16 protein-coding genes and 1 tRNA gene are annotated in these 21,973 nt (G+C 69.9%); 13 read left to right on the top strand and 4 right to left on the bottom strand.

What is annotated here, in order from left to right:
- The first annotated feature begins 3 nt into the window (after positions 1-3).
- The 13 genes from EJK15_RS77175 to EJK15_RS23330 all read left to right on the top strand — a co-directional run bounded on the left by EJK15_RS77175 (position 4) and on the right by EJK15_RS23330 (position 17,121).
- Positions 4-1,020: a xanthine dehydrogenase family protein molybdopterin-binding subunit gene (locus EJK15_RS77175; protein WP_138712594.1), complete on the top strand. Its 1,017-nt coding sequence runs from the start codon at positions 4-6 to the stop codon at positions 1,018-1,020.
- Positions 1,010-1,867, top strand: coding sequence for an AAA family ATPase (locus tag EJK15_RS23385; RefSeq protein WP_138712593.1), 858 nt, complete (start codon positions 1,010-1,012; stop codon positions 1,865-1,867). The genes EJK15_RS77175 and EJK15_RS23385 overlap by 11 nt, the downstream gene beginning before the upstream one ends.
- Positions 1,860-2,975 (top strand): vWA domain-containing protein, encoded by a 1,116-nt coding sequence (locus tag EJK15_RS23380; protein WP_138712592.1) that lies wholly within the window; start codon positions 1,860-1,862, stop codon positions 2,973-2,975. Before EJK15_RS23385 ends, EJK15_RS23380 begins: the two co-directional genes overlap by 8 nt.
- A gap of 5 nt (positions 2,976-2,980) precedes the next feature.
- Positions 2,981-3,889 (top strand): amidohydrolase family protein, encoded by a 909-nt coding sequence (locus tag EJK15_RS23375; protein WP_138712591.1) that lies wholly within the window; start codon positions 2,981-2,983, stop codon positions 3,887-3,889.
- Between the two features lie 104 nt (positions 3,890-3,993).
- Positions 3,994-4,275, top strand: a complete 282-nt coding sequence (locus tag EJK15_RS23370; RefSeq protein WP_138712590.1) for a YciI family protein — start codon at positions 3,994-3,996, stop codon at positions 4,273-4,275.
- Positions 4,276-4,406: 131 nt separating this feature from the next.
- Complete coding sequence (locus EJK15_RS23365) at positions 4,407-5,567, top strand: sensor histidine kinase (protein WP_138712589.1); 1,161 nt, start codon at positions 4,407-4,409, stop codon at positions 5,565-5,567.
- Positions 5,564-6,241 carry a response regulator gene (locus EJK15_RS23360; protein WP_138712588.1) on the top strand — a complete coding sequence of 226 codons (678 nt, stop codon included), beginning with the start codon at positions 5,564-5,566 and terminating at the stop codon, positions 6,239-6,241. Before EJK15_RS23365 ends, EJK15_RS23360 begins: the two co-directional genes overlap by 4 nt.
- Positions 6,242-6,774: 533 nt before the next feature.
- Positions 6,775-9,669 (top strand): helix-turn-helix transcriptional regulator, encoded by a 2,895-nt coding sequence (locus EJK15_RS23355; protein ID WP_138712587.1) that lies wholly within the window; start codon positions 6,775-6,777, stop codon positions 9,667-9,669.
- Positions 9,594-12,434, top strand: a complete 2,841-nt coding sequence (locus tag EJK15_RS23350) for an AAA family ATPase (RefSeq protein ID WP_138712586.1) — start codon at positions 9,594-9,596, stop codon at positions 12,432-12,434. Before EJK15_RS23355 ends, EJK15_RS23350 begins: the two co-directional genes overlap by 76 nt.
- Before the next feature lie 12 nt (positions 12,435-12,446).
- Positions 12,447-15,230, top strand: a complete 2,784-nt coding sequence (locus EJK15_RS23345; protein WP_138712585.1) for an ATP-binding protein — start codon at positions 12,447-12,449, stop codon at positions 15,228-15,230.
- A 546-nt stretch (positions 15,231-15,776) separates the two neighbouring features.
- Positions 15,777-16,016 carry a hypothetical protein gene (locus EJK15_RS72930; protein ID WP_206061058.1) on the top strand — a complete coding sequence of 80 codons (240 nt, stop codon included), beginning with the start codon at positions 15,777-15,779 and terminating at the stop codon, positions 16,014-16,016.
- A gap of 13 nt (positions 16,017-16,029) precedes the next feature.
- Complete coding sequence (locus EJK15_RS72925; RefSeq protein WP_206061063.1) at positions 16,030-16,263, top strand: LuxR C-terminal-related transcriptional regulator; 234 nt, start codon at positions 16,030-16,032, stop codon at positions 16,261-16,263.
- Positions 16,264-16,407: 144 nt separating this feature from the next.
- On the top strand, positions 16,408-17,121 hold the full coding sequence (locus tag EJK15_RS23330; RefSeq protein ID WP_138712584.1) for an alpha/beta fold hydrolase: 714 nt from the start codon (positions 16,408-16,410) through the stop codon (positions 17,119-17,121).
- Between the two features lie 134 nt (positions 17,122-17,255).
- Here EJK15_RS23330 and EJK15_RS23325 read toward each other — a convergent pair.
- The 4 genes from EJK15_RS23325 to EJK15_RS23310 form a co-directional block, all read right to left on the bottom strand.
- A tRNA-Pro gene (locus EJK15_RS23325) sits at positions 17,256-17,331 on the bottom strand.
- A gap of 211 nt (positions 17,332-17,542) precedes the next feature.
- Positions 17,543-18,625, bottom strand: coding sequence for a mechanosensitive ion channel family protein (locus EJK15_RS23320; RefSeq protein WP_138712583.1), 1,083 nt, complete (start codon positions 18,623-18,625; stop codon positions 17,543-17,545).
- An 18-nt stretch (positions 18,626-18,643) separates the two neighbouring features.
- Complete coding sequence (locus EJK15_RS23315) at positions 18,644-19,639, bottom strand: ribonucleotide-diphosphate reductase subunit beta (protein WP_138712582.1); 996 nt, start codon at positions 19,637-19,639, stop codon at positions 18,644-18,646.
- A gap of 51 nt (positions 19,640-19,690) precedes the next feature.
- Positions 19,691-21,883: a ribonucleoside-diphosphate reductase subunit alpha gene (locus EJK15_RS23310; RefSeq protein ID WP_240777160.1), complete on the bottom strand. Its 2,193-nt coding sequence runs from the start codon at positions 21,881-21,883 to the stop codon at positions 19,691-19,693.
- Positions 21,884-21,973 lie beyond the last annotated feature (90 nt).

Raw genomic sequence — 21,973 nt, 5'->3', positions numbered from 1 at the left:
GCGATGGCGTTACGGCACGGGCGCGGATATGCGGCGGTCAACTACCCGACCGGGATGAACCTCGGCGGCGACCCGTCGCAGGCACTCGTCCACGCCACCACGATGGGCGGATTCGTCGTCACGCTCTCCTCGGTGGATCTCGGCCAGGGGCTGCGGACGATAGTCGCCCAATGCGCGGCAGAGACGCTCGGCATCCCGATCGAGAACATCATCGTCGACACCGCCGACACGGACACCGGCCCGCACTGCATGGGGACGTTCGCCAGCCGCGGCACCCACCGTGTCGGCAACGCCGTGATCATGGCAGCGCGCGAGGCCCGGGACGTCATGCTCCAGGTGGCCGCCGACGAGCTGGAGGTCGACGCGGAGGATCTGGAGACCGACGGCACGGGCTTCATCCGCCTCAAAGGATCGTCGGAAAAGAAGATCCACATCAGCGACGTCGCGCTCGCCGCGCACTTCCGGCAGGGCCGGACCATCTCCGGCCGGGGCATCTTCCTCAAGGAACCGAGCACCCCGGTGCCGGAGACCGGCGAGATGGACCCGGACTCCTGCCAGGCGCACGCGTGCACGGTGGCCGAGGTCGCGGTCGACGACGAGACCGGCGTGATCGAGGTGCTGCGGCTCTACAACACCTACGAGATCGGCCGGGCGCTCAACCCGGCCCTCGCGACGCAGCAGGTCGAGGGCGGCGCCTGGATGGGCCTGTCGCACGCGCTGTTCGAGTCGACCGAGCCGTACTATCCGGAGTCGCGCGAGCACGGCCCGGTCGATTTCACCGAGTACCTGATGCCGGGGCCGGCCGACCTCCCGGCGCAGACGAGCGTGTTCCTCGAACGGCCCGCCGGCAACGGGCCGTTCGGGGCCAAGGGAATCGGCGAGATGACGGCGAACGCGCCGATCCCCGCGATCGCCAACGCCGTGTACGACGCGGTCGGCGTACGGCTGACGAGCATGCCGTTCACCCCGGAGAAGGTGCTGCGCGGACTCGACGAGCTGCGGGGCGACCGTGCTGGTTGATCAGGACGCGCTGGATCGGCGGCTGGGTGCGGAGGGCTACCTCGCCGATGAGGGTTTGCTCACCGCCGTCCACCTGGCCGGCACGCTCGGGCTCCCGCTGCTGCTGGAGGGTGAGCCAGGGGTCGGCAAGACCGAGGTCGCGAACGTTCTGGCCCGGGTCCTCGACCGCGAGCTGATCCGGCTGCAGTGCTACGAAGGGCTGGACGCCTCCCAGGCCCTGTACGAGTGGGACTACCCGAAGCAGCTGCTGTCCCTGCGGGCCGCCGAGGTGGAGGGGCGCGGCGTCGGCGACCTTTATCGCGAGGAGTTCCTGCTGCAGCGCCCGCTGCTGCGGTCTCTGCGGGCGGCATCCGGTGCGGTGCTGCTGATCGACGAGATCGATCGTGCGGACAGTGAGTTCGAGGCCTTTCTTCTGGAGTTCCTCGGCGACTTTCAGATCACCATCCCGGAGATCGGCATCATCAGGGCGGCGAGCGTTCCGTTCGTCGTCCTCACCTCGAACCGGACCCGCGAACTGCACGACGCGCTCAAGCGCCGGTGCCTTTACCACTGGATCCCCTTTCCCGATACCGAACGGGAGCGAGCGATCATCCGGGCGCAGGCCCCGGGTCTGGACGAGAGAAGCGCGGCCCGCCTCGTGGCCGCCGTGCATCGGATCCGCGGATTGGCTTTGCTGAAGCGCCCGGGCATCGCGGAGTCGGTCTCCTGGGCCCGCGGCGTGCAGACGCTGGCCCGCGAGGGGTCGAGCTGGCTGGAGGCGATGCGCCGGTCCGCAGGGCTGCTCGTCAAGCACGAGGAGGATCTCGCACTCCTCGGCCGCCACGCCGCGGAGGTGTTCCGTGACTGAGCGGTCCCTCGTCGTGCGCATCGGCGATCACGTGCACGGGTTCCTGCGGGACCTGCACGATCAGGGCCTTCGCGTACCGGTTCCCAAACAGCGGGTCTTCCTTCAAGCGATCGAGGCCGTCGGCCCGCGCGACGCCACGCACCTCTACTGGATCGGGGCGGCCACGCTCACCACCGCCCACGAGGACCTGGAGGTCTACTCCCCCACGTTCGAGCGCTGGTTCGGGGAGGCCGCGGTACAGCGCGTCCCCGATCAGGAGTTCCCCGACGACGAGGCCCTCGCGCCGCGCGGGCAGGGAGACGAGGCTCCTCTCACGGCGACGTTCGGCGGGGAGGCGGGCATGAAGGCCGGCTCCTCGGAGCGCGAGAGACGCCCGGTATTCGGCCCGGCGGGCGAGGACGACCGGGCGGTGCTCTCGCTGCTGCGGCGGGAACTGCCCCGCGCGGTGCCGACGGTCCTGTCGCGCCGCCGGCGGCCCGGCCGGCGAGGTCCGTGGATCGACGTCGCCAGGGTCTGCCGTGAGTCCTGGCGCAGCCACGGCGAGATCGTGACGTTGCGGCGGCGGAACCGTCCGCGGCGGCAGCGCCGTGTGCTGCTGCTCATCGACGTGTCCGGATCGATGAAGCAGCACAGCGCCGACTACCTCCGCTTCGCCCACGCCGCGGTCGGCCGCCTCGACCGCGTCGAGGTGTTCACCTTCGGCACCCGGCTGACCCGCGTCACCGAGCCGCTGCGCGCCCGGGATGTCGACGCGGCCGTCGGCTCGCTGAGTGACGTCGTCCTGGACGCCGAGGGCGGGACGCGGATCGGCGCCTCGCTGCAGGAGTTCCTCGGCAACGCCCGATATGTCACCGTGGCGCGCGGCGCCCTGGTGATCGTGCTCTCAGACGGCCTGGAACGCGGCGACTGCCGGCCCATGCAGGCGGCGGTACGGCGGTTGTCGCTGCTGAGCCACCGGTTGCTGTGGTGGTCGCCGCTTGCCTGCGACCCGGCGTACCGGCCGATCACCCGCGGCATGTCGGCCGTGCTCGGCAGTGTGGACGCGCTCACGGGCGTACGCGACCTGCGTACGGCGTACGAGCAGGTACAGACCTTGACCAGGGAGTGATCGTCATGTCGGAGGCGACCCGCTACACGGGCGACATCGTCGACTCGCACCACCACATCTGGCGGGCCGGGGACCTGCCTTGGCTGTCCGGACCGATGGTGCCGCGGATCTTCGGCCCGTACGAGCCGATCAGGCGGGACTACCTGATCGACGAATACGTCGCCGACGCCACGGCCTCGGGCATCAGCGCGTCGGTCTACGTGCAGACGAACTGGCCGCTCGACCGGGTCGTGGACGAGGTGCGATGGCTTCGCGAGGTTCATCAGGAGACGGGCTGGCCGATGGCCGTCATCGCATCGGCCGACATGTTCGACGAGGGCGCTCCGGAGATCATGCGACGGCAGGCCGCGCTCACGCCACTGATCCGGGGGATCCGGCAGCAGCTGCACTGGCACGAGCGCCCGGAGTTCCGGTTCGCCACTGCGCCCGACCGCATGAAGGATCCGGTCTTCCGCAAGAACATCGGCGCACTCGCCGACCTCGGCTGGCTGTTCGAGCTGCAGGTCTTTCCCGAACAGATGCCGGATGCGGTCGAGCTGGCGGCGGCCTTCCCTGACGTCACCTTCGTCCTCGTGCACGCGGGCATGCTCATCGGGCACGAGCGCCTCGAGTCGTGGCGGGCCGGGATGGCCGCGCTGGCCGAGCGGCAGAACATCGTCGTCAAGCTCACTGGGCAGGGCACCTTCGTCCACCGGGTGGATCCCGACCTCATCTCCTTCGTCGCCGACGAGGTGATCGGCTGGTTCGGCGCCGACCGGGCCATGTTCGGCACCAACTTCCCGGTCGAGAAGATCTGGACCACCATGCCGCAGCTGGTCGGCGCGTGGAAGGACGCACTGGCCCACCTCTCGCCCGCCGACCGACGCGACGTCTTCGCCGGCAACGCACGACGGGTGTACGGACTGGAGGGCTGACCTGGAACTGCTGGAGCTGGGGCCGCGGGGCCCGGAGGGCTTTGACCGGCGACGTCAGACGGTCCCGGTCGTCCAACGGTAGAAGTGAAAAGGAGTATCTCGACATGGCACTGTTCGTCCTGACCTACGGCTACAACGACACCCCGCTGAGAGCGGAGCGCCGCGAAGACCATCTCGCACACCTGAACAAGCTCTGGGAGCAGGGCAGCCTCGTCGCGGCCGGCCCTTACACGGACCTGACGGCCGGCATGATCGTCCTGCAGGCGGAGGACGAGACCGCGGCGCAGGCGCTCGTCGACCAGGACCCCTACACACAGCTACAGGTCACCAAGGATCGCGAGCTGCGGGAGTGGCGCGTGACGGTCGGCTCGCTCGGCTCTGGCTAGAGTTCACCTCTTCTGTGCCGCCCCGAGGACACGTCGCCGGGCGTTCACGGTGGGGCACATTGCCGGATGCGAGGTCGGCGAGGCACACGCATGGCGGAACCCGAAGGGCTTCGAAGGCGTAATCTCGCGGGATGGAGTATCGCGCCCGGCTCACCCGCTGCGTGCTGTGTGTGGGCCTCGGTCTGGCGGGGCTGTCTGACCTGCAGATGTACCGGGATGCCGAGTTAGTTGATCACCTTCCGGTCCACCCGCTCGTCTCCGGGCCCATCGCGGTCCTGCTGCTCTGGTTGAGCTTCCGGCGAGGGGCTCTGGAGTGGTCCACCGGCATCGCCGTCGGCGGCTCCCTGCTGCTGACCACGGCTCTGGGCCTGACCCACCCGGCATGGGTGAGCATGTTGGAGACGAGCTGCCTGCTGATCCTTCTCGTGCGCGTGATCTACCGGGTGCCACGGCCGGCCGCCGTCGTCGCGCTGTGCGCCGCGCTGTGTGCCGCCCTGACCGCCCTACCCGTCCGACAGGCGCTCGAGCCGCACGACGTCTACGATGGCGCCGCCTTTTCCGGGTTGCTCGCCAGCGCGGCGATCGGATTGGGGTTCTACCTTCGGATGCTCGACGGCCGCAGGACCGCCGCGATCGCGGCCGCGCGCCACAACGAGCGACTGGAACTCGCCCGCGAGCTCCACGACTTCGTCGCGCACCACGCGACCGCGATAGTGATCCAGGCGCAGGCGGCCCGCACGATCCGCGAGACCGCCCCCGAACAGATCGACGGGATCCTGGAAAACATCGAGCGGGCCGGCGTGGAAACGATGGAATCGATGAACCACCTGGTATCCCTGCTCCGCGAGGACACACCCCCACCCGTTCAACCCGGCGAGTTCATCGCCCACTTGACCAAACTGGTCGCCGACTTCTCCAGATCGGGCGACTCCGACGCCATCTTGCGGGTCACCGCGCCGGCCCGCCAGGTGCTGCTCACGTCAAAGGTCCAGCTGGCCATCCAGCGCGTGATCCTGGAGGCCTTGACGAATGCGCGCCGCCACGCGCCTGGCGCCCCGGTGACCGTTTCCGTCACCGTGCGAAAGGGTCGGCTGTGCGTCGAGGTGAGCAACAAGGCGCCGGTCGAGCGCCCCAGGGTCCTGGCCGCCGGCGGCGGAGGCTTCGGTCTGGTGGGCATGCGTGAGCGCGTGGCAGGGGTCGGCGGCGAGCTCCTCGCCGGCACGGCGGCCGACGGCGGCTGGCGCGTGGCCGGGATCTTTCCGACCGTGATTGTGACACCATCGGACGCGTGAGCGACTCGACCATACGCGTTCTCATCGCCGACGACGTGGAGATGGTCCGCACCGGATTCCGGCTGATCATCGACGCGCAGCCCGGCATCGAGACCGTCGGCGAAGCCGCCGACGGTGTGGAGTGCGTCGAGCTGGCCCGGCGGTTGCGTCCGGACGTGTGCCTCGTGGACATCCAGATGCCGAAGCTGGACGGCCTGGAGGTGACCCGGCTCCTCGCCGGTCCCGACGCGGCGGACCCCATGCGGGTCGTGGTCGTGACCACCTTCGACCAGGACGACTACGTGTACCGGGCGCTGCGCAACGGTGCGTGCGGGTTCCTGCTGAAACATTCGGGCCGCGGTCTGCTCGTCGAGGCCATCCGCGCCGCCGCCCGCGGGGACGCGCTCGTCTCACCTGCCGTCACAGTACGGCTGCTCCAGCATCTGGGCATCCAACAGCCGGCACCGCGCAGAGGCGGCGCCCATCCGGACGACCAGCTGACCACGCGCGAGACGGAGGTCGCGCGGCTGGTGGCGATCGGCCGTACCAACCAGGAGATCTCCGCCGAGCTCAGCCTCTCGCTGTCGACGGTCAAGACGCATCTCGAGAGCATCCATAAGCGGCTCAAGGTCCGCAACCGCGTGGAGATCGCCGCATGGGCCTGGGCGATCGGGATCGCCGGCTCATCGCTCTGACCTTCCGGCCGCAAACCAACGGCATGGGACCAACCGCACGGGACCAACCGCATGGCCCACGGCGTGGGACCAACGGAATGGGACCGTTCCGATGCTGTGCGGCGGACCGGCATCGGCTGGGCTTTAGTGATGTATCGACCTTTTGACCGATGGTGCCCTGGATCGCGGTACAGCATGGTGACTCCATGGTCACGGCAGCCCTTCCTGACACACGCCCGCCGCCGCCCCGCAAGCACGAAGACCACCACGACCGGCGCCCCGCACCGCTTCCCCCGGCGCGGGAACCTCGTGGTGAAGCCTCCGGCTCGCTGGGGTGCCGGCCCGATGGCCGCCGTACTTCTGGCATGATCGCCGTGCTGCCCGAGGTACACGCTCACCCCTGACTGGTGATCAAACTGCGAACTCAAGTCACGAAAAGCAACCCGAACGCGTTTCGCCCGGATAGCTTGATCTTGTACCGTAGCGGCCCTTGTCCGGGGAAGCCGGCTCCGGCCGTTACTCGATCGCACGCTTCACGTCACGAGGAGCGGGCCATGGTGGACGACGTTTCCGTTTCACAGGACACCTTCATCGGCCGGACCACCGAACTGGAGTCGCTGGGCGCACACGTCGCGGCCGCCCGTGCCGGACAGCCCGGGCTGGTCCACCTGACCGGTGGCGCAGGCAGCGGGAAGACGAGTTTGCTGGGCGCGTTCCTGGCCGGCGACGCCTGCCGGGGCATGACGATCCTGGACGCATCGTGTCGTCCCGCTCAGGTCGGCACTGCCTGGAGCACCGTACAAGCGCTGTTTCGCCCCGTCGTCCCGGCAGCTGATCGGGCACCGGCGTCCCCGCTGTTCCGCGGCGCTCAGCATGCCCTCCCGGCACTCCTTCCGGGTACGGCCGGCGAGCAGCCGCCCGCGCCGACCCATCCCGTCCTGCACGCGCTGCGCGTGCTCGCGGCGAACCTCATGGCCGACGGTCCTCTCGTCCTCGTGCTGGACGACGTCCAATGGTGCGACGAGCAGTCACTGCGGTGGCTGGACTTCCTGCTCCGCCGGGCGTCCGAGCTGCCGCTGCTGGTGGTGCTGGCCCAGCGCACCGAGGCCCGCCCGGTCGTTTCAGGCGCCGCGACCGCGATCGCCGCCCGCCACCCGGTCACGACCATCGCCCTCGACTCTTTCACCGCCGCTGAGGTCGCGGAGATGGTGGGGCGGGTCCTTCCCGGGCCCGCCGAGCCGTCCTTCACCTGGACCGTCGCGGCCATGTCCGGCGGGCATCCGCTCGTGCTCACCCGGCTGCTGCGCGCGCTGCGCACCGCCGGCGTGCGGCCCGGTGAGGGCGAGGGGAGGGTCGTCGAGATCGGGCGGGCGGTGGTCGCGGCGTCGGTGCGGGAGGTGCTCGGTCATCTGCCCGATCATGTCCGGGATGTGGCCAGGGCGGTCGCGGTCCTCGGCGAGGAGTCCCCCGACCTCGTCGGCGCGCTGGCCCGTGTGCCCGCCGTACTCACCGAGAGCGCCGTGGCGGTGCTGCGCCGCGCCGGCCTGGTGGCGCGCGACCGACCCGATCTGGTTCACGACGTGGTGCGCTCGGCGGTGCTCCAGACGATCGGCGCCCACGTGCTGGCCGACCTGCGGAACACGGCGGCGATACTGCTCAGCGACGCCGGCCGGCCCGCTGACAAGGTCGCCGAACAGCTGATCCGGATGTCCTACGGCACTCGACCATGGATGGTCCCGATGCTGCGCGACGCGGCCTGCCTGGCAGAGCGTGAGGGGGCGCCCGCGGCAGCGGTGCGCTACCTGCGCCACCTGCTGGAGGTGAAGCCGGACGACGTGCCGGTACGCGTCCACCTCGCCCGGTTGCTCGTCGAGACCGACCCGTCGGAGGCCACCTTGCTGATCAAGGAGGCCCTCACGCTGACCCTCGATGTGCGGAAGCGGGCGGAGGCGGCCGTGGAGTTCGCCATGGCCTGCATCGCCGTGGACGAGCCGGCGGCCGCCGTTCCGGTGCTCATCGAGGTCCTGGACGATCTGGACCTGACCCTGGGGCCCGGTTCCGCCGATGTCGACCAGGAGCTGCGCACCCTTGCCGAATCGGCGTTGTTCATCACCGGGTCCGCCGAGCGGTCGACGATCGCCTCGATCCGGGACCATATCGATCGGATGGGCACCCTGCCGGGTCACACCCTGGAGCGACACCGGCTGCTCGCGGTGACATCTCTGCTGACGGTGACGGGAGACTGCTCGGCGAAGGAGGCGGTCGAACAGGCCCGCCAGGCGCTGCTCCTCCCCGGAGACGCCCTGGCCGGTTGGCCTCAGATGGTCTCGGCGCTGGTCCTCGGCTTCGCCGACGAGGTCGAGGAGTCGCTGGGCGCACTCGACGGCGTCCTGCGGTACGCCGAGGAAAAGGGCGCCGTGCACACCTACGCGCTCGCGCTGTCCAGCCGTGCGAGCGTGCTGTACGGCCTCGGCATGATCCCCGATGCGATGGCGGACGCCCGGCTGGCAGCCAAGATCGCCGACATGCAGCCGCGGGGCAAGAGCTCGCGGACGACCCGGATCACCCTGGCGGGCCTGCTGATCGACCGTGATGAACCGGAGCACGCGGAGACGTTGCTCGCCCAGATCGAGCCGCTCGCCCTGGACAGATCGGTCTGGGGTCACCCATGGTTCCTGATGGTCCAGTCGCGTGCCCGGCGGGCGCTCGGCGACCACGACGGTGCGCTTCGCCTGCTGACCGCGTGTGCCGAGTCGATCGACGAGACGGGCTCCGCCAACCCGGCGTTCCTTCCCTGGTGGGCCGACACGGCCTGCCTGCTCGCGGAGATGGACCGCAGGGATGAGGCCGGGCAGGTCGCTGAACGCGGAACCGAGGTGGCGCGCCGCTGGGGGACCGCCCGCACGCTCGGACTCGCGGCCCTGGCCCGTGGAGTGAGCGCGTCAGGACGAGCGAGCGTCGGCCTCCTCACCGAATCGGTCGAGATGCTGTCCCGCTCGCCTGCCCGAGGCGAGCACGCCAGAGCCGAACACCTGCTCGGACGGGCGCTCTTCGCGGCCGGCGACCAGAACGCCGCACGCAGGCATCTCCGTGCCGCCGCTGACCTGGCGCGGCGCTGTGGTGCGCTGGCCCTCGCCAAGGCCGCCCGGCGGTCGCTCATCGACGCCGGCGGGCGGATGCCGGAGATCACTTCCTCGATGGTGGACATATTGACCGGGACCGAGCGGAAGATCGCCGGCCTCGCCACATCGGGGATGAGCAACCAGGCGATCGCACAATCGCTGTTCGTCACGATACGCACCGTCGAGATGCACCTGACCAGCGTGTACCGGAAGCTCGGCGTCAACGGCCGGGCGGAACTCCGCTCGGTGCCATGGGCGCAGGACGGCGATCCGCAGATACCCGAGTGGGTGTTCGTCTCGCTCGGCCGGCGACGAGCGGAGACATGACCATGCACACGACGAGCGGACCGGATGATCGTGGCCGGCGCGAACTCCTGCTGCTCGGCCGCGATCGTGAGCGTGAAACGCTGAGTTCCTTGATCAGTGGGTTGCTTGCGAACCGTCCGGGCGTGGTGACACTGATCGGCCGGCCGGGTGACGGGCAGAACGCCCTTCTGCGATGGGCGGCCGAGCTCGCCACGGAGCGCGGGATACGGGTGCTGCACGCGGCGGCGACCCTCGCCGAACGCGACCTGCCGTACGGCGTCGCCCTGCAGGTGCTGGCGACGACGGACGCCGACCTGGAGCGTTCGCCGCAGGCAGTGCTCGACCAGGAACGGCGGGGCCGGCCGCCGGGCCTGGCCGAACTGCTGAGCAGCGCACGAGAGGTGCCCACGCTGGTGGTCGTGGCGGATGTCCAGTGGGTGGACGCGGCCTCGTCGCGCTGGCTGCACGCACTGGTACGGCGGCTGCCCGGCGCATCCGTCGCGCTCCTGACGAGCCGGAGCGGCACCTGGTTCGAAGGCTCGGACCCGCTTCTCGAACCCCGATCCTCCCCCGGCTCCCCAGCGATCACCGAACTCGCGCTGTCCCCGCTCAGTGGCCGGAACGCCGCCGCCGCCGTGGAACTGATCTGCGGCACGGAAGGGGAGGACCTGTTCACTGAGGCGGCGGTGAAGATCAGTGCCGGCAATCCCTCCGTGTTGCACGAGACGCTGCGCCGTTTCGTGGACGAGGGCCGCAAGCCGATCACCGCTCACCTATCGGAGCTGCGTGCGATCGCGGCGACCGTGGCCGGCGATCATGTCACCCGGGTGCTGGACGGGCTGCCCCGGGAGGCGGTGGCGGTCCTGGGCGCGCTGGCCATCTGCGGCGACCTGGTGGACTTCCCTCTCGTGTGCCGCATCGCCGGGCTGCGCACGGAGCCCGAGTGGAAGGTGCGGACCATGCTGGAGGCGACCGGGCTGACCATCCCGAGCGGGACGGGTCTGCGGCTTCGGGACCCGGTCGTGATGGCTCGCGTGTTTTCGTCCCTCTCCGCCGACGAGCGGGCCGACCTGCACGCCCGAGCGGCGGATCTGGCACACCGGGCGGCCGTGAGCGACGACGACCTCGCGCGGATCCTGCTCCTGGCGCCGCCGATCGGCGCGGGATGGGTGACCCACGCACTGCGCCGCGGCTTCGCCGCGGCGCTCCACAAGGGCGAGCACCGCCAGGCGGTCTCCTACGCCGCACGCGCGTTGGACGAACCGCTGGACGACGTGGAACGCCTGCGCCTGAACCTGGAACTGGCCACCGCCGAAGTGCTGGCCGCGCCGGAAGCGGGCGACCGCCGGCTCAGTCGGATCGCCCGCACCGCCGACGACCGGGCCGGGGTCCGTATCCGTGCCACCGAGCTGCGGCTGGCCTGGGGAAACGCGCGTGGTGTGCGCCAGATGGTTGCCGAAGTGCTGCCTACCGCCCACGGGGCCGAGCGGGATGACCTGATCGCGCTGTTCTGGCTCGCCGATCAGGCGCTACAGGACGACGGCGAGCAAACGCTGCCCGAAGTCCCGGAACTTCCGGAGCATCCTCCGGCCGCAGTGCAGATGGGCGTGCGTGCCTGGCAGCTCGCGCTGCGGGGCGAGGACCTGGATTCGAGCCGGGCGCTGGCCCGAGGCGCCCTGAGCAGGGCACACGATGGCGGGCTGATCCTCCCGCGTCTGGCGGCCTGCATGGCGCTGCGGCTGGCCGATGAGAGCGAAGAGGCCGAGGCGCTGCTCGACGCCTTGCTCACGGAGACCGTGCGGGCACACGTCGACGTTGCCTCCGGCCGCGTGCTGGCCACGCGCGCCGAACTGCACCTGCGCAGCGGCAGGCTCGACGCGGCGGCGCGGGACCTCGCCGCCGCCGAGCACGCGTTGCCGCCGGCGAGCCGGCACCCGGGCGTCGTGCCGTACCTGATGGGGATACGAATCGCCGTCGACCTCGAAATGGGCCTGTACGACCAGGCCCGGGAGCTCGCCGCCACGCCGGCTCCCGCCGCGGCGGCGGACAGTGCTTACTGGCCCTACCTGCTGTACGCCAAAGGGCTGGTCGCCACGGTCGACGGTGACCTCGCCAAGGCGATCGAGCTGTTCCGCGAGTGCGGTCGATGGCTGTCACAGCAGAACCGGGTCAACCCGGCGATCATGCCCTGGCGGTCCATGGCCGCCCGGGCCTGCCAGCGGCTCGGCGACGTCGACCAGGCCATGCGGCTGAGCCAGGAGGAGCTGTCACTGGCCCGCCGCTGGGGCGCGCCCAGCGCGCTCGGCTGGGCCGAGCTGACCGTTGGGCTCCTGGCCGGCGAAGCACAGCCAGCCAGGGCCCGCCCGGCGATGAACCTCCTTCGCGGCTCCTCCGCGGGGATGACCTACCTCGCCTGGGCTCTCGTGGAGCTGGCGGTCGCGGAGCACGAGGCGGGAAACGAGCAGGCGGCCGCCTCCCTGCTGGGTGAGGCGTTGACGGTCACCGCGACGCATCCGTCGTGCCGCGCCGCGCGCCTGGCGCGCAAAATCGCCGAGCGACTGCGCACGTCACCGGCACAGGCTCCCGGCCGGCAGCCGACGGACTGGACCCTGTTGACGGAGGTCGAGCGACGGGCCGCGATCCTCGCCGGGCAGGGGCACAGCAACAGGGACATCGCGCGGCTGCTGTCGGTGACCACACGCACCGTGGAACAGCGTCTGAGCCGCGTGTACGAGAAACTGCGGATCAGCACGCGCGAAGACCTGCGCGCGCTGGGCCCGCGATGAAGGGGCGAACAGATGTTGCTTGAACGGGACGCCCAGCTGGCCCTGGTGGAGACCGCTCTCCACACGGCCGTCGAGGGCACGTCCTCGCTGATCCTGCTGAGCGGCCCGGTCGGCATCGGCCGGACGGCTCTGCTGCGGCGGTTACCGGGCCTGGTCACCGGCCAGGACCTGCGGGTGCTGCGCGCGAACGCGGGTCCCATGGAGCAGGACTTCGCCTTCGGCGTGGTACGCCAGCTGTGCGACGACCTCCTCGCCGGTCTACCGGAGCAAGCCCGCGAGCGCTCGGTGCGAGAGTACGCGGTGCTGGAGCGGTTGTTCGCCGACGACGACATGCCCGGTGGACTCCCCGCCGCCGACTCCCAGGTGGTGCTGCACGACCTGCGGACGCTGTTCGTCAATGCCAGCGCGGACACCCCGCTGCTGATCCTGGTCGACGATCTGCAGTGGGCCGACACCCCGTCACTCCGCTGGTTCGCCTATCTCGCCAAACGGCTGCGCGGGCTACGGGTCGTGCTCGTGGGCACGGTTCGTGAGGGCGATCCCGGCGCGCAGCATCCACTGATCCAGCAGATTACGGATTTTTCGGCGCATGTGCTGCTACCCGGACCGCTGTCGCTGGACGGCACCAGCACCGTGATCCTCAACCGGTTCGGCGAGCCCGGGGATGAGGAGTTCGTCCGCGCCTGCCACGAGACCTCCACGGGCAATCCGCTGTTCCTGATGTCGGTGCTGTTCTCCATGCCGCCCGGGACCCGGCCGACCGCCGACGCGGCCGACGTGGTGCGTTCGCTGCTTCCCGCGCAGCTGCGCGATCGGCTGGCGGCTTGCCTGCACTCTCAACCTCAGCCGATCCAGGCCCTGGCGGCGGCCATCGCCGCGGTGGGCGAGCATGAGGATCCCCGGCTCGTCGCACGGCTGGCGGGTCTGGACGAGATCGGGTACGCCGCGGGGATGCGCACGCTGTACCAGTTCGGGGTGCTGGCGGGTGAGCATCGGCCGTGCTTCTCCCACTTCGTCGTCCGCGACGCGGTGGAATCCTCACTGACGATGGTGGAGCGCGAGCAGCTGCACGACCGGGCAGCGGCCCTGCTGTACGGCCAGGGCCATCCCGCGGAGCATGTGGCCGCCCAGCTGATGACCGTAGGGACCTCAAGCCGACCGTGGTCGGTATCGGTGCTGCGTGCCGCGGCGGACACGGCACTTCGGCGAGGCGCGCCGGACACCGCGGCCCGCTACCTGCGGCGCGCCTTGCTGAACAGCCCGGCGCAGAGCGAGGACCGGGCCTGGCTGCTGATCGAGCTCGCCACCGCGGAACGCGCGTTCGACCCGGCGGCGTGCGAGCGGCACATCTCGCAGGCGGTCCCTTTGCTGACCACGGCCAGGGACAGGGCCGTCGCGACGTTACGGGCAGCGCCGACATTCTGGGGGACGACATCCCCGTCGTTCGTCCAGCTGCTCCGGGAGGTCGCCGAGGAGCTCGGTCCACTGGACTCGCTCGCCGGATCCGCCCGCGAGATCGGCCTGCGGCTGGAGGCACGGCTGCGCTACTACGACCACGAGTGTCCGTCCGCGCTCTCGTCAGCGGTCGAGCGGCTGCACGGGCTGGGCAAGGAGCCGCCGCTCCAGTCGGGCGCCGAGCGCGAGTTGCTCGCCGTGCTGCTCCACGCAGGGACGCTGACCTGCCGGTTGCCCGCAGCCGATGCGGCCCTGCTCGCGGGCCGCATCCTCGATCGGGAACCCGCCACGTCGGCGCGCCCGCCCTACATGCTGCCGCTCCTGGCGACGACCTTGATCGCGGCGGACTCGTTGCAGGACATCGACTCCTGGCTGTCCCTCGGGCAACGGCTCGGCCGCGAGAAAAGCGGCATCGACGGCGAACCGCTCCACGCCCTGCAGGCGATGGTGCTCACCGCCCGCGGTCAAGTGCGCCTGGCCCGCGAGCACGCCGAGCGTGCCGTACACCTCACCGAGGCGGATTCGCCCGAGGTCAGGGCGAATTTCGCCATCGCCCTCGCCACAGTCGCGCTCGAAATCCGCGATCTCAGACTGAGCGAGCAGATCCTCACCGCCGCCGACCGGCAGCCGTCGAGGAGCTTGAGCGTGTCGGCGATCCTGCAGATCCTCAAAGCGTCCACGGATGTCCAGCGGGGCGACCTGGCCAGCGCCCTCGACGGGCTGCTCGCCTGCGGGCGGCAGGTGGAACGCAGCGGCTGGCGCAACTCGGTGCTGCTCCCGTGGCGCCCCTGGGCGATCAGCCTGAACCACCGCCTGGGCACTTCCCACGCCGCTCGGGCACTCGCGGAGGAGGAGCACGCGCACGCGATGGCGTGGGGAGCACCCGCCATGCTGGGTCGTGCCCTGCGGTTGAAGGGCATGGTGTTCGGCGGCATCGAGGGCGTCGCGCTGCTGCGAGAGGCGGTCGACGTGCTGCGGAACTCGGACAACCAGCTCGAACTCGCCCGGGCGCTCGTCCTGCTGGGCAGGATGTCGGCCGATGACGCCGAGGCGGCGGCGGTCATCCGGGAGGGCGGCCAGCACGCCGTGGCCTGCGGTGCGCCCTGGCTGACGGAACGCGCCCAGCAAGGTCATCGGGCACCCGCCACGCGCACGGCCGTACTGACCAGGGCGGAACGTCGGGTAGGCGACCTCGCCGCCCGTGGCCTGACCAATCAGGAGATCGCCGACGAGCTGGGCGTCACCTCTCGTGCCATCGAGAAGCACCTCACGAATTCCTACCGGAAGCTGGGGGTCTCGGGCCGGAGCAAGCTCATCGAGGCGCTGACGGCCCTCGCCTGATGCCGGCCGCGTCGCTGACGCAGACGGCGTTGGCGCGGGTCGTACGGCGTCGGCGCAGAGCGCGTCGCCGGTGCGGGCCACCGTCGAACGGCTGACCGGCCTGCCTCCCGCACTGGACATCACCGCCGAAGCCGACGTGCTGCGCGACGAGACCGGCCGGAACGCCCGGCCGCATCCGGCGGTGGATGCCTGTTCCTCCGGGCGTCCGCGGACGGTTCGGTGCGTACGGGTGGTGCGGTTCCGAAGGCTTCGGCCGCCGCCGGCCGGAGAACATCAAGGGAACCTTAAATCCGCAGATGTCGTCCCCTTACGGCTGGTCGGATCCGCCGAACCGTACCGAGCACCGAAGCGATGACCGGCGACCGAACCTTTCCGGCGGCCGCCCACAAGGTTAGCGAGAACGCGAGGGAACTTGTTGACTAAATTGATCCAAATCTGTAATAAATTAGATGCGCGCCTACAATTCGGCCGTTTCAATGGGGGATCCCATTCCACTGCGAACCGCGCAGTGATCGCGAACGTTACTGCGAATGAAGGGGGAATCCTTTGGCCATCCTCGAACTCCCGGACATTGCACCTGCCACGACCCACGAGCGGCACGGCGAGACCGATGACGCCGAAGTCCACCCGCTTCTTCGTGATCCCGAACTGTGCATGGCCCATCTCGATCCGAACCTTACGATTGGCACCCTTACCGCCATCGCCATCGGAAGCGATTCGGATGGGGTGAGCGCGATCCTCGTCCTGAGACTCCCCGCGCGGAACCACGAGGGCGCGGCGTCGTGACCAACGCAAGAAGATCCTCACCAAGATCGATGCGCAGATCATCGAAGGCATCGCCGCCGGACTCTCCACTGTTCCGGTGGCCTTGCGGCTCAACCTCGGCCGGCAGGGCGTCGAGTACCACGTGACCAGCCTGCTCAGCAAGCTCAAGGCACCCAGCCGCACCGCGCTGATCTCCCGCGCCTATGCGATGGGCGTGCTGAACGTGGGCGCCTGGCCCCCGAAAGTCCTCGAAGACTTCATCAAGTGAGCTCGCCCGCGCATCGCCGACCCGTCTGGAAAGGCCTGCCGGGACATTTCCCGCCCCGTAGACATTTTCCCCTCACGTACGCTTCGATCCACCGTCACCGGGTCGAGCAATGAGACGACCACGTGTCGGCGAACAGGTGATCAAATGGCTCCCATAATCCAATCCGCCCGGCTTGCCACTGGGGTGCGGCTCGACTTCGTGCAGTATGGCGATCCCGCCGGAATACCGCTGCTCTTCCTGCCCGGCCTCGCCGATTCATGGCGGTCGTTCGAACACGTACTGCCGTTATTGTCGAAATCCATCCATGCGATCGCCGTCACCCGGCCGGGCCACGGCGCCCCCGATCACCCGCCGGCCAGCCATCACGTCGGCGACTTCGCCGCCGACTCGATGGCGCTCCTGGATACCCTCGGCATCCACCAAGCCGTGATCGTGGGACATTCGCATGGCGCGGTGGTCGCCCGGCAGCTGGCGGTGCGGCACCGGGACCGCGTCGCCGGCACCGTGTTCGTGGGGCTTCCCAGCATCGCACCGGAGCATCGTTCGGCGACCGAACACAGCCTCGAACACAGCCGGGAACACGGCGGCACCCACCACGAGGTCGCCGTGCGCGAGATCAGCGCGGAGCTGAACGCCATCACATCGCCCATGATGCTCATGTGGGGGGACGCCGATCCGCATGCCGCCGAGATCCAGCGCATCTGCGATACCACGCCTGAGGCGATACCGGTGATCTACTCCGGGGTCGGGGACGCGCTGCACTGCGAGGACCCGGAGCTGTTCGGCAGCGACCTGTCCATCTTCGCCGTGCTGGTCGCTCGCGGCCCGCTGAGCACCTCGTGGAACAGCCCGAGGTGAACGGCCGGTCTGGAGCGGCTGGACCCCGGGCTTGGCTGGCGTGGGCCGGCCCGGGGTGGGGGCGTGGTCCGGCCGGGGGGCGCCATTCCCGTCGGCCAGGCCGTGCCCGCGGCCCTTTTCTTTCAGGGCCGTCGTCCGAGTGGCAGGATTCGAACCTGCGATTCTCCTGCTCCCAAGGCAGGCGGGGTGGCCAAACTCCCCCACACTCGGTCGTTCACGAAAAAGCCGCCTCGGATGTGGCCGAGACGGCTTTCCGGTGCAAATCCTGGGATTATCCGGAAAGCCTCCGCGGCAACTCAGGGCAGGCCGCGAGCGGTCGGGGGATGCTCAGGTCGCGCACTTCGCCGCCTTCCTCCGCGTCGTTTCCTCATTGCCGGACAATGTCTACGGTAAACGGATGATCGGCGCGCGTGCCACCTATTTATGTAGCCGCGAATCCGCGATCCAGGGGCAAGCCGGCGCGGGTCTCCGGGGTCTCGACGCGGAAGCGGGGCAGAGCCTCCGGGTGGTTGTCCCGGACGTAGTCGACCAGGAACTCGCGGACGTCGCACTTAAGGTCCCAGGCGGACGCCGAGTCGGCGGCGCTCATGAGGGCACGCAGCTCGACCAGCCCGTTCGGCAGCACGTCGGTGACCTGGAGCGTCCAGTCCTTCTGGTCCCACAGTGGGTTGCCCTGCAGGTACTCGTACAGCGCTTCCCGCAGCACCTTCACGGGCACCGACCAGTCCACGCGCAGGAAGACCACGGCGAGCACCCGGCTGCCGTGCCTCGTCCAGTTCTCGAACGGATTCTGCGTGAAGTACGACACCGGCAGGACCAGCCGCCGCTCGTCCCACAGGCGCAGCACGACGTACGTGAGGGTGAGCTCCTCGACCCTGCCCCATTCCTTCTCGACCACGACCACGTCGTCGAGGCGGAGCGCGTCGCTGAAGGCGAGCTGGAGCCCGGCGAGCGCGTTGCCGATGGTGGGCTGGGCGGCGATGCCGACGATGGCGCCCGCGATGCCGGCCGAGGCGAGCAGGCCGGCGCCGAGGGCGCGCACCTGGGGGAAGGAGAAGAGCATGGCGCCGAGCGCGATCACGATGATGACCGCGGCGGCGATGCGGCGGACGAGCGCGATCTGCGTCATGATCCGCCGTGCCCGGCGGTTGCGCTCGCCCTCGATCTGCACCAGCCGCTCGAGCACGATGTCCGTCAGGGCGAACGTGGCCTGCACGATCAGCCAGGTGACCGCGGCGATCGTGGCGAGCCCGAGGGCCCGCTCCACCGAGCCCGCGATCCCCCGCTCGGTCGGCGAGTCGCCGAACATGCCCGGCCCGAACACCAGGTTGAACGCCAGCACCGCGGCCATCGTGAACCCCGGCCACGTGCAGTGCTCCACCAGATGCCGGGCCAGCGCCCACTTGCGCCCGGCCCTGTTCAGTGTCCGCCGCAGCACCTCGACCAGGACGATCGACCCGATCACCGAGATGACAAGGATCGGCCAGTCCGCGGGAGACTGCACCCCTATGCCCCCTTTGTATTAGAACGTCTCGTCAAAGGTCACATTGCCCTCAACCGCCACTTGGTAAGCGGAGACGCGCCGTTCGAAGAAGTTCGCCAGCTCCTGCACGTCCTGCAACTCCATGAACGCGAAGGGGTTGGCGGAGCCGTACCGCCGGGGCATGCCCAGGCGGGCGAGCCGCTGGTCGGCGACGTATTCGAGGTAGTGACGCATCTGGTCCACGCCCATGCCGGGCATGCCGTCGCCGCACAGGTCCGCGGCGAAGGCCAGCTCGGCGGCCACGGCCTCCTCCAGCATGCCGGTGACCTGCTTGGCCAGCTCGTCGTCGAACAGCGACGGCTCCTCGGCCCGGACCGTGTCCACCACGCTGAAGGCGAACTCCATGTGCATGGACTCGTCCCTGAACACCCAGTTCGTCCCGGTGGCCAGGCCGCCGAACAGGCCGCGGGAGCGGAACCAGTAGACGTACGCGAACGCGCCGTAGAAGAACAGGCCCTCGATGCAGGCGGCGAAGCAGATGAGGTTCAGCAGGAACTGGCGGCGCTGGTCCGCGGTCTCCAGCCGGTCCACCCCGTTGATCGAGTCGATCCACTTGAAGCAGAACTCGGCCTTGTCCCGGATGGAAGGGATGTGCTCGATCGCGGCGAACGCCTTGACCCGCTCGTCCAGGTCGGGGAGGTAGGTGTCGAGCAGGGTCAGGTAGAACTGCACGTGCACCGCCTCCTCGAACAGCTGCCTGCTCAGATACAGGCGCGCCTCGGGGGCGTTGACGTGCTGGTAGAGGTTGAGCACGAGGTTGTTGGCCACGATGGAGTCGCCGGTGGCGAAGAACGCGACCAGCCGGTGGATCAGGTGCCGCTCCTGCGGCGTCATCTTGGCCAGGTCGGCCAGGTCGGAGTGCAGGTCCACCTCCTCGACCGTCCACGTGTTCCGGATGGCGGCGCGGTAGCGCTCGTAGAAGTCCGGATAGCGCATCGGGCGCAGGGTGAGGTCCATTCCGGGGTCAAGCAGCAAAGCCGTCTCCTCCAAGATCACAAAGCGCCGTTACGAGCTTCGGTGAATCGGTCACTGGCAGGCCTCGCAGACCTCGGGGTTCTCCAGCGAGCACGCCACGGCCTCCTCCACGGGCGCGGCGACCGTGGTCTGGGAGATGCGGGTGGCCGGGCGCGAGCGCAGGTAGTAGGTGGTCTTGAGGCCCTGCTTCCAGGCGTAGGCGTACATCGACGAGAGCTTGCCGATGGTCGGGCTGGCCATGAAGAGGTTGAGCGACTGCGACTGATCGATGTACGGCTGCCGCGCGGCCGCCAGGTCGATCAGCGCCTTCTGCGGCAGCTCCCAGGCGGTCCGGTAGAGCACCTTCAGGTCGTCAGGGATGCCGGGCACCGTCTGGACCGAGCCGTCGGCGCGCTTGATGTCGTCGCGCATCCGCTGCGTCCACAGCCCGCGGGCCTGCAGGTCGGCCACCAGGTAGCGGTTGACCTGCAGGAACTCGCCGGACAGGGTCTCGCGCTTGAACACGTTGGACACCTGCGGCTCGATGCACTCGTAGCAGCCGGCGATGGAGGCGATCGTGGCGGTCGGCGCGATCGCGATCAAGAGCGAGTTGCGCAGGCCGGTGGCCGCGATCTTCGCGCGCAGCGCGTCCCAGCGCGCCGAACCCGCCGCGCCGTAATGGTCAGGGTGCAGCACTCCCCCGGCCGCCCGGGTGTCGGCGTACGACGGGTGCCTGCCGCGCTCGGCCGCCAGGTCGGCCGAGGTGTCGTACGCGACCAGCGCGATCTCCTCGGCGATCCGCGTGGACAGCTCCAGGGCCCGCGGCGAGTCGAACGGCAGGCGCAGCGTGAAGAACACGTCGGCCAGGCCCATCACGCCGAGCCCGATCGGCCGCCAGCGCTTGTTGGCCGCCTCGGCCTCGGGCGTCGGGTAGAAGCCGAGGTCGATGGTGCGGTCCAGGAAGCGCACCGCCGTGCGGACGGTGCGGCGCAGCCGCTCCCAGTCCACGTCCCCGCCGGCCAGGCAGGCGGCCAGGTTGACCGAGCCCAGGTTGCACACGGCCGTCTCGGCGTCGCTGGTGACCTCGAGGATCTCGGTGCACAGGTTCGAGAGGTGGATGACGTTCTCGGGGCGGGCGGTCTGGTTGGAGGTGCGGTTGGCGGCGTCCTTGAAGGTCATCCAGCCGTTGCCGGTCTGGGCAAGGGTGCGCATCATGCGGCCGTACAGGGTCCGCGCCGGGAGCTGCCGGGCATATCGCCCGGCGGCCTCGTAGGCGCGGTACGCGGCGGTGAACGCGTCTCCGTACAGGTCCGTGAGGTCGGGCACCTCCTTCGGGTCGAACAGCGACCAGACCTCGTCCGCCTCCACCCGGCGCATGAACTCGTCGGGCACCCAGTTGGCCAGGTTGAGGTTGTGGGTGCGGCGGGCGTCCTCGCCCGTGTTGTCGCGCAGCTCCAGGAACTCCTCGATGTCGGCATGCCAGGTCTCCAGGTAGACGCAGGCCGCGCCCTTGCGCCGCCCGCCCTGGTTGACCGCCGCCACCGAGGAGTCGAGGGTACGCAGCCACGGCACGATGCCGTTGGAGTGGCCGTTCGTGCCGCGGATCAGGGAGCCGCGCGAGCGCACCCGGGTCCAGGAGACGCCGATGCCGCCGGCGTACTTGGACAGCCGCGCGACCTGCCCGTACCTGTCGTAGATCGCCTCCAGCTCGTCGCGCGGCGAGTCGAGCAGGAAGCACGACGACAGCTGCGGGCGGCGCGCGCCCGCGTTGAACAGCGTGGGCGAGCTGGGCAGGTAGGACAGCGTGGACATCAGCGCGTACAGCTCGGCGACCTCGTCGACCGACTCCGACAGGCCGCAGGCCACGCGCAGGAAGAAGTGCTGCGGCCGCTCGAGCACCGCCCGCGTCTCGGGGTGGCGCAGCAGGTAGCGGTCGTAGACGGTACGCAGGCCGAAGTACTCGAACCGGCCGTCGGCCTCCTCCGAGACCAGCGCGTCGAGCTCGGCGGCGTGCGCCGCGACGAACTCGGCCAGACCGTCCTGGATCAGGCCTGCCGCGTGGGTGGCGGCGATGGACTCGGAGAACGACCGCACCCCGTGGCCGGCCGCCTCGTCGGCGATCTCCTCGGCCAGCAGCCGGGCGGCGACCCGGGAGTTGGCCGGATCGACGATCACCCGGGCGGCGGCCTCCTCGATGGCCAGCCGCCGATCGGCACTCGGCTCACGGGCGGCCTCGACCTGCGGCTCCTCGACGATCTGTGTCACGTGCTCTCTCCTCGCGAGATCTTCCCCAGTGAGGGCACGCGAGAGCACGGTGGCATGGGCCCCGTAGCTCCCTGACCCTCCCTCGAGGCC

The sequence above is a fragment of the Nonomuraea basaltis genome (assembly GCF_005893125.1).
GTDB lineage: Bacteria > Actinomycetota > Actinomycetes > Streptosporangiales > Streptosporangiaceae > Nonomuraea > Nonomuraea basaltis.
Note: the sequence above shows the minus strand (reverse complement) of the source record. Positions and strands in the feature narration are given on the sequence as shown.

Coding starts and splice junctions, on each gene's coding strand:
- EJK15_RS77175 (WP_138712594.1), top strand. CDS start 4: ATGGCGTTACGGCACGGGCGCGGATATGCGGCGGTCAACTACCCGACC.
- EJK15_RS23375 (WP_138712591.1), top strand. CDS start 2,981: ATGTCGGAGGCGACCCGCTACACGGGCGACATCGTCGACTCGCACCAC.
- EJK15_RS23370 (WP_138712590.1), top strand. CDS start 3,994: ATGGCACTGTTCGTCCTGACCTACGGCTACAACGACACCCCGCTGAGA.
- EJK15_RS23365 (WP_138712589.1), top strand. CDS start 4,407: ATGGAGTATCGCGCCCGGCTCACCCGCTGCGTGCTGTGTGTGGGCCTC.
- EJK15_RS23355 (WP_138712587.1), top strand. CDS start 6,775: ATGGTGGACGACGTTTCCGTTTCACAGGACACCTTCATCGGCCGGACC.
- EJK15_RS23350 (WP_138712586.1), top strand. CDS start 9,594: ATGGGCGCAGGACGGCGATCCGCAGATACCCGAGTGGGTGTTCGTCTC.
- EJK15_RS23345 (WP_138712585.1), top strand. CDS start 12,447: ATGTTGCTTGAACGGGACGCCCAGCTGGCCCTGGTGGAGACCGCTCTC.
- EJK15_RS23330 (WP_138712584.1), top strand. CDS start 16,408: ATGGCTCCCATAATCCAATCCGCCCGGCTTGCCACTGGGGTGCGGCTC.